The 7,036-nt window shown below is 45.0% G+C and carries 6 protein-coding genes; 4 read left to right on the top strand and 2 right to left on the bottom strand.

Annotation, left to right across the window (positions count from 1 at the left end):
- Positions 1–1,317: ABC transporter substrate-binding protein (locus tag IQ229_RS07035; RefSeq protein WP_194042460.1), on the bottom strand; the 1,317-nt coding region annotated here is incomplete at its 3' end.
- Between the two features lie 314 nt (positions 1,318–1,631).
- On the opposite strand from IQ229_RS07035, the gene IQ229_RS07030 reads away from it, so the two are divergent.
- Positions 1,632–2,903, top strand: a complete 1,272-nt coding sequence (locus IQ229_RS07030; RefSeq protein WP_194042458.1) for an urease accessory protein UreH domain-containing protein — start codon at positions 1,632–1,634, stop codon at positions 2,901–2,903.
- Positions 2,878–3,579, top strand: coding sequence for a hypothetical protein (locus IQ229_RS07025; RefSeq protein ID WP_194042457.1), 702 nt, complete (start codon positions 2,878–2,880; stop codon positions 3,577–3,579). The genes IQ229_RS07030 and IQ229_RS07025 overlap by 26 nt, the downstream gene beginning before the upstream one ends.
- Before the next feature lie 112 nt (positions 3,580–3,691).
- Here IQ229_RS07025 and galE read toward each other — a convergent pair whose 3' ends face one another.
- Positions 3,692–4,690 (bottom strand): UDP-glucose 4-epimerase GalE, encoded by a 999-nt coding sequence (gene galE / locus IQ229_RS07020; protein WP_194042455.1) that lies wholly within the window; start codon positions 4,688–4,690, stop codon positions 3,692–3,694.
- 403 nt (positions 4,691–5,093) lie between these two features.
- On the opposite strand from galE, the gene IQ229_RS07015 reads away from it, so the two are divergent.
- Together IQ229_RS07015 and IQ229_RS07010 are read left to right on the top strand one after the other, a co-directional pair.
- A complete protein-coding gene (locus tag IQ229_RS07015; protein WP_194042453.1) occupies positions 5,094–5,741 on the top strand; it encodes a hypothetical protein in 648 nt (215 codons plus the stop codon).
- Between the two features lie 246 nt (positions 5,742–5,987).
- On the top strand, positions 5,988–7,036 hold a 1,049-nt coding region (locus tag IQ229_RS07010), incomplete at its 3' end, for an ABC transporter transmembrane domain-containing protein (RefSeq protein WP_265582953.1).

The following is a 7,036-nucleotide window of genomic DNA, read 5'->3' as shown; positions in this document are numbered from 1 at the left end:
CCCTTTGCCCCCTGCCGCCAACAGTCGGCGCGTTTCGGCCGCAGCAGCTTGCATTGCTCGTTCAGGATTCATTCGGCCGGATAAGGCGGCGCTGAGATAACGCTGCAAAATATCTGATGTTTGAGCATATTGGGCGATCGGTGGACGTAAAACTGCATTGTCCACGACCTCCAATAACTGCGGATAGTGGGGGTATTTAGCAACAATCTCTGGGTCTGTAAATAAATCCCGGCGACTGGGCACATAACCTGCACTGAAAATAAATCGGCGCTGTGCTTCCCGACTGGTAAAATACTTAATTGCTTTCCAAGCTTCTTCAGGATGTTGAGAAGATTTCGCAATCCCTAAACCCCAGCCACCTAGACAAGCCGCTCCCGTCTTACCAGGAGCATGAACCATCGGTTTAATCGCAATTTTGCCCCGGATTGGTGAATTTTCTGCTTGGGCTAGAGGCCACGCATAAGGCCAACTACGTAAAAACGCTACTTGACCACTTTGAAACAAACGGCGGGTGTCTTCTTCTTGATAGGTTGTGACTCCAGGAGGAGAAATGCCTTCCCTGATAGTACTACGCAGAAACTCAATGGCTTGTAATGTTTCTGGTCGATCTAGTCCAACTTCGAGGGTGTCGGGTTTAACCCAGAAGCCACCAAAGCCATCGAGGATTTCTGCAAACATCGCCACAAGTCCTTCATATTGGCGACCCTGCCAAACATAGCCCCAATTCACCTGCTTTTTCTTTTGCAAGACTCGGGAAATTCGGATCAAATCATCAAATGTTTCTGGCGGTTTTAATCCCGCTTGTTTGATCAAATCTTCCCGGTAATAGAGCATTCCTACGTCGGAACGCACTGGAATACGGTACAGTTTGTCTTGATAACGTCCCCCTTCTACATCCTGGGATGAAAATGCTGCCAACTCCTCTTTAGAAATGCGATCGCCTAAAGGTAGCAACCATCCAGCAGCAGCAAACTTGGATGTCCAGATCACATCCATATTGATCAGGTCATAAGGGGATTCACCTAAGATAAAAGATGAGGTATAGAGGTCTTCGAGCAAATTTGTGGCATTCGGCCCTTCAACTAAGTTAATGCGAATACCAGGGTTTTCAGCCTCGAAGTCTCTAATTAAACCCTGCCTCCAAGGTTGGGCATCAGGGGCAGTCATTAACAGATTGAGGGTAACTGGTTGCTGCGAGAGTGCTACCCAACTGAACAATATAATGCTCAAGAGAGTTGCCAGAAAAACCCCTATATGCAAATAACTTTGTTTTTGAATGAATTTTTGCAAATTGTTTATTGGCTTTCGGTACAACATTATCAATGTAGCGATCGCTAGTGGTAATTCTTAGGAAATAAAAACATAAAACATCTCAAAAAAGATTATTTTGTATTATTTTTTTACGGTTTCTTATAAGTAAAATTAATTTATCGAACAGAATTCTTCTTCAATAGAGAAAATATCAAGTTTGACGCTTTGTCTTTTGACAGCGATCGCAACTTCACTTACAGTTCCGCACTAGAGGAGTTTTGAGTACTGAGTAAAAAAGAAAAGAAAAAATTTCTTATTACTTCTTCAAAATCTTTATTCGGATACTCAGGACTCATAACTCAGAACTCGGAACTTTTTTTATGGTAGATTTGTTGCTGATTGCAGTCCTGGGGTTCCTGGGGAGTTTTGGACACTGCTTTGGGATGTGTGGCCCTCTAACAGTGGCATTTTCTCTGTCTCATCAGCCGAAAATTCCACAAACAGTCTCCTTGGGACGGACATCAACCTTAGAAAAGCCCGATACTTGGCAACAGCAATTAAAATTTCATATCCTGCTAAACCTGGGGCGGATGTTGAGCTATGCTCTAGTCGGTGCTGGCATTGGGGCACTAGGTTCGGTATTGCTGCAAGGTGGACAGCTAGCGGGTATTGGCAGCGACTTCCGGCGTTGGATGGCTATTCTGACTGGTGTGATGTTGATTTGGTTTGGCTTAGGACAACTAAAACCCGATTTACTCCCGCGCATTCCCGTATTACATCCACTATTGCAAGGTAGTTTACACGATCGCCTCAGTAGAGGAATGGTTAAACTTTCCTTAAAAACCAAATGGTGGACGCCAATGCTTTTGGGGATGACTTGGGGTTTAATGCCCTGTGGTTTCCTGTATGCTGCCCAAATTAAAGCCGCTGAAACTGGCAATTTATGGATGAGTACAGCTACTATGCTGGCTTTTGGCTTGGGAACCTTACCCACGATGCTAGGTGTAGGCGTTTCCTCATCTTTGGTAAGTAAAGACAGGCGCAGTCAGTTGTTTCGATTAGGCGGTTGGGTAACACTCACCATTGGCGTTATCACCTTGCTGCGGACTGGTGACACAATGGTAGATTACACCGGACACGCTGCCTTAATCTGCTTAATTTTGGCGTTAATTGCGCGTCCGATTAGTGGCTTGTGGGCTTCACCACTGCGTTACCGCCGCGGCTTGGGAGTGGGATCTTTTGTGCTTTCTGTGGTTCACACCGTCCACATGATAGAACACTCATTGCAATGGAATTTTGCCGCCTTTTCTTTTCTGCCGCCAGAATTTCAGTGGGGGATGGCTGCGGGTGCTGTAGCATTGTTATTAATGACCCCCGCCGCTTTTACAAGTTGGGAATCTTTACAAAAATCTTTGGGCAAGCGTTGGCGACAGATTCATCTATTGGGTGTGCCAGCCTTGCTCTTGAGTGCCATTCATGCTGTGTTGATTGGTTCCCATTACCTGGGTTCCTTGCAATCAACTTGGGGAAATAAATTAGCGGCAGTACTGATGGTAATTGTTACTCTCAGTGTCTTGCTAGTGCGTTCGCGCTTTTTCTGGTCAAAGTTAGCCGTAGAAAAGTTTTATGTTCCCCCAACCAAATCGCGGTAAATCATCCTTATTTTCTGGCTCCGTTTCAACGAGTCAAAAACAGAGGCATTACCCGCTCAAAGGCATTTTCTGGAAAAATCAAGGAACAATAAAGTATTTATTATTCCTGAGTTGCTTAGTTATATCAATAACTAATTTTTACCCTGCTTTTGCTCATAAGGTGGAAGTCGCTGGAGATGTAGGCGGTACTCTCCACATTGAACCAAATGATAATCCCCGTGCTGGAGAACCAAGCCAAGCCTGGTTTGCACTTACCCGCAGAGGTGGAAAGGTGATTCCTCTGTCACAGTGTAATTGTCAGTTAGCTGTTTATGCCGAACCTTATGCAGCCGGAGAGCCACCGTTATTAGAACCACAGTTAAAACCTGTGTCAGCCGAACGTTATAAAGGCATTCCAGGTGCAGAAGTTGTCTTTCCCAAACCAGGCCTTTATGAGTTGCAACTAAATGGAAAACCTGTCTCTGGGGCAAGATTCAAACCCTTTGAATTCAAATTTGAAGTGACAGTGGCAGGAGGCGGCTCTACACAGAATACACGAAATCTGCGAGATGTCAATGGCGATTTAGTAGAGGGTCAATCTCAACAATTACCATTTTGGGCGATCGCACTGCCAATTCTCGGATTTATTGGCATCTTAGTTGTCGCCATGCAAAGTATGAGGAGGGGTGGGGAGTAGGGAGTGCTGAGTGCTGAGTGCTGAGTGCTGAGTGTTGAGTGGGGAATAGGGAGTGCTGAGTAGGAAATCTTAATTATTTACTCAGCACTGGGAACTGTTTTGTCCCATGCCTTTATTTATGTCGCTTCTGATGCCACTGCCACGCGTCAGCGACGATATCTTTGATGGATGGATACTGAGGTTGCCAGCCTAAGATTGTTCTGGCTTTATCGCTGGTGCCAATGAGAATTGGGGGATCGCCAGGACGGCGATCGCGTTCTTCTACTGGTATGCTAATTCCAGTCACCTCTTCGACTGCGGCAATGACTTCTCTGACGGAGAAGCCGCTGCCATTACTCAAATTAAAAACTTCGCTATCGCCACCTTTTAATAAATATTCCAATCCCAAAATATGGGCATCTGCTAAGTCGTTAACGTGAATATAATCGCGAATACACGTACCATCGGGCGTAGGGTAATCAGTGCCGAAAATTGAAATTGATTCTCGTTTTCCTAAAGCTGTCATTAGCACCAAGGGAATTAAATGGGTTTCTGGGTTGTGATCCTCGCCCAGTAAGCCATCGGGATTAGCACCAGCAGCATTGAAGTAGCGAAAACGCACTGATTGCAAACCGTAAGCGACATCAAAATCAGAGAGAATCCTTTCTACCATCAGCTTTGTAGCGCCATAGGGATTAATCGGATTTTGGGGATGGGTTTCTGGAATGGGCACGAATTCTGGTACCCCGTAGGTGGCACAGGTAGAAGAAAAGACAAATTTCTTTACAGATGCTGTCAGCATCGCTTCTAACAGGGTCAAAGTACCAAGGACGTTGTTGCGGTAATATTTGGCCGGATCGCTCACTGATTCTCCTACGTAAGCATAAGCAGAAAAATGCATCACTGCGGCAATATCGTGGGTTTTAAATACATGATCGAGCAAGGCGCGATCGCTTGTGTCCCCAATTATCAGTTCTACCTGTAAAACTTTTTCTACTAGATCGCGATGTCCATAGACCAGATTATCAAGTATGACAACGCCATAACCCGCTTTCTTCAAAGCAAGCACTGTATGGGAACCAATATATCCCGCTCCCCCTGTTACCAGAATAGTAGGCTTTCCAGGCGACATAGTTTTTCCTTTTGAGTAGATTACTTAATTAATTTAGTTTACCGGTACCAGATTACTCTTCTGGAAAATTATAAATAATAGACGCAGTGTCAAAAAATTGCACTAAAATCACTACGACGGTAGTCTTTGGGTGTGAGGTTTGAGAAATTTTAAGTCAAACAGTGCGATTACAATTTGACAATAAAATAAATCCATTTCCCGAAACCTCTAGGTTGAGCCTTACGGGTGACGCTTCTAACGTCCCTATCAGTAAGAAGTCGCCAGTTGTTTCATGCATGGTTTCCCTGCATGGCAGTCTTTTCTGGGGGCAACCCCGATCGAAACGGACTGCCTCTCCTGACGGAGACGCTACGCGAACACCACCACACTGGCTCACTGCACCAGAAAATTTGAGAGTTAGTCTATGTTTCTATTGTTAAGCCGGGTACTGCTGTGGCTGCTGATTGGCACTATCGTTTATTCTCTGTTCCAGCGATTTTATCCCTCTGGAAGTTTTGTCGGGCGATTAATCTTAGTCGTTATCTTGGTAATCGTAGCCCTATCATTTCTTAACCCCAATGAACCTGCTGTGGCGTCGTTGTGGAGGATGCTATCTTTTCCCCTCAAGCCTCTAGGAGCCTCTGTTTTACTGATGATTCTTGCCGCTCAGAAAATCAAAGGAGGTGGAATAGAGAAACCAGGAGGATACTTGATCGGTTGGGCACTGACGATTTTGCTGTTGGCAAGTACACCAGCAGTCGCCTATTTCCTTTATAGAGCGCCTCTAGCAATGACGGGTGAAACATCTGTCGCAAGTGCTACAGCATCTGGGACACTGGTGGCATTAGGGCAACCCACCACAGCGAACATCTCAGATGTAAACGGGGATAGCATTCTTTCTTATAATTTGAGAGTGCCTCCCTATTTATTACAAGGAAATCCTCAAGATATTCGCACACGCGGTTTACGACTTGAAGACTTTGTACCGGATGCACAAACGTTGCAATTGACAACAAGAACTTGGGAAAGTTATCTCCTTGAAGTTTACAGGTTCTTGCGTGTTCAGCGGTAATCAGGCAAGAGAACAATACTTGGTTCGTAGTGAGCGCTTGAGCGCTTAATTCAAGGCCTAAAGTCCTGACTACGAACTTATTTCTTCATTAAAGTTTCTGTGGTGGACTATTAGTACCGAATGGCAATAACTATCCAGTTAAAAGAGGTAACAAAAGCTGAATTTATAACAAGCGATATTCCCTCTGCATAGCTGCCTTCTTGGACTAGCAGTTAATCTAGATGATAAAGTTGCACAATTGCTTTAATGGCAAAATCTCGACGAATCGCTAAACTCAGTGCTTACCTACGACCCCATTGGCGGGAAGCCTCCTTGGGTATTCTCGCTTTGTTGTCTGTCAATGCACTGGGTGTTTATATCCCTTGGTTGATTCGTGCTGGTGTTGACAAACTCTCAACAACCTTCAGCTGGAACCAAATACTACATTACGTAGTAGTTATTGTCTTGCTTAGTTCGGCGATGTGGCTAATGCGGATGGCATCACGCATTTGGCTATTTGGGGTGGGGCGTCAGGTGGAATTTGACCTGAAACAACGGATTTTTGAACACTTACTGAAACTGGAGCCTGGTTATTTTGCCAGTAATACTGCTGGTGATTTGATTAGTCGCGCTACTAGTGATGTAGACAACATCAAGCGGTTATTAGGTTTTGCGGTCTTGAGTTTGGCAAATACGATGTTTGCCTACGCCCTGACACTGCCAGTAATGCTGGCAATTAGTGTGGATCTCACCCTAGCCGCCCTGGCAGTATACCCTTTTATGCTTTTATTGGTGAGTCTGTTTAGCGATCGCTTACGCAAACAACAAGCAGCAGTCCAAGAGCAACTCTCTGACATCAGCGAACTCATCCAGGAAGATATCAGTGGCATTGCCTTAATTAAAATCTATGCTCAAGAAGCAAACGAGCGTCGAGCCTTTGCCAAGAAAAATCAGCAGCTATTGACTGCTAACCTAGAATTGGCAAAAATTCGCAATACACTGTTTCCGCTAATTGGTGGGCTAGCTAATATCAGTTCACTGGTAATCATCTGGCTGGGAGCGGCACGGATGTCTGCTGGGACACTTCAGGTTGGCGATTTTTTAGCACTGTTAATTTATGTAGAGCGCCTAGTTTTCCCCACTGCCCTTTTAGGATTCACAATTACCGCCTACCAACGCGGTGAAGTTAGTATCGATAGGCTTGAAGCTATTCTCTCTGTCACACCAAAAATTAAAGATGAAGCTGATGCCATACATCTGCCAGTGGCTGAACTCAAAGGCGAACTGACAGCTAAAAATCTCACCTACAATTACCC

Origin of the sequence: Nostoc cf. edaphicum LEGE 07299, assembly GCF_015207245.1 — a bacterium.
Lineage (GTDB): Bacteria > Cyanobacteriota > Cyanobacteriia > Cyanobacteriales > Nostocaceae > Nostoc > Nostoc edaphicum_B.
This window is presented reverse-complemented; position numbering and strand designations above follow the sequence as displayed.

Excerpts from the sequence above, each read along its gene's own strand:
- IQ229_RS07030 (WP_194042458.1), top strand. The coding sequence starts at position 1,632 with ATGGTAGATTTGTTGCTGATTGCAGTCCTGGGGTTCCTGGGGAGTTTT.
- IQ229_RS07025 (WP_194042457.1), top strand. The coding sequence starts at position 2,878 with ATGTTCCCCCAACCAAATCGCGGTAAATCATCCTTATTTTCTGGCTCC.
- galE (WP_194042455.1), bottom strand. The coding sequence starts at position 4,690 with ATGTCGCCTGGAAAGCCTACTATTCTGGTAACAGGGGGAGCGGGATAT.
- IQ229_RS07015 (WP_194042453.1), top strand. The coding sequence starts at position 5,094 with ATGTTTCTATTGTTAAGCCGGGTACTGCTGTGGCTGCTGATTGGCACT.